The following is a 259-nucleotide window of genomic DNA, read 5'->3' on the forward strand; positions in this document are numbered from 1 at the left end:
ATTTCTTGGGTATATGTCAGAGTATCACCTTAACCGCACCGATGCGTGCTTGCGGGCAAATCGATATTTCTCACTGGGAGTTAGCCCATAACTATTTGAAGCAGGGCTTGTTACTCGAAGCCTTGCATCAGTTTTCAGTTCGATTAGCCACCGTGGTGGCTAAAAACTCGGATCTTACTTATCGCTATCTCCCTGTTATGGTTGAACAGTTTTTCTCTACCGCCCATTTTGATAGCGATCGGTTGCGCGTTGAAGGACA

The 259-nt window shown here is 45.9% G+C and carries 1 protein-coding gene; it reads left to right on the forward strand.

Annotated elements, in window-relative coordinates; translation table 11 throughout:
• Positions 1–41: 41 nt before the first annotated feature.
• On the forward strand, positions 42–259 hold a 218-nt coding region (locus ACFIM8_RS09370; RefSeq protein WP_375614858.1), incomplete at its 3' end, for a hypothetical protein.

Origin of the sequence: Bartonella sp. AC535YNZD (assembly GCF_042196625.1) — a bacterium.
Taxonomy (GTDB): domain Bacteria; phylum Pseudomonadota; class Alphaproteobacteria; order Rhizobiales; family Rhizobiaceae; genus Bartonella.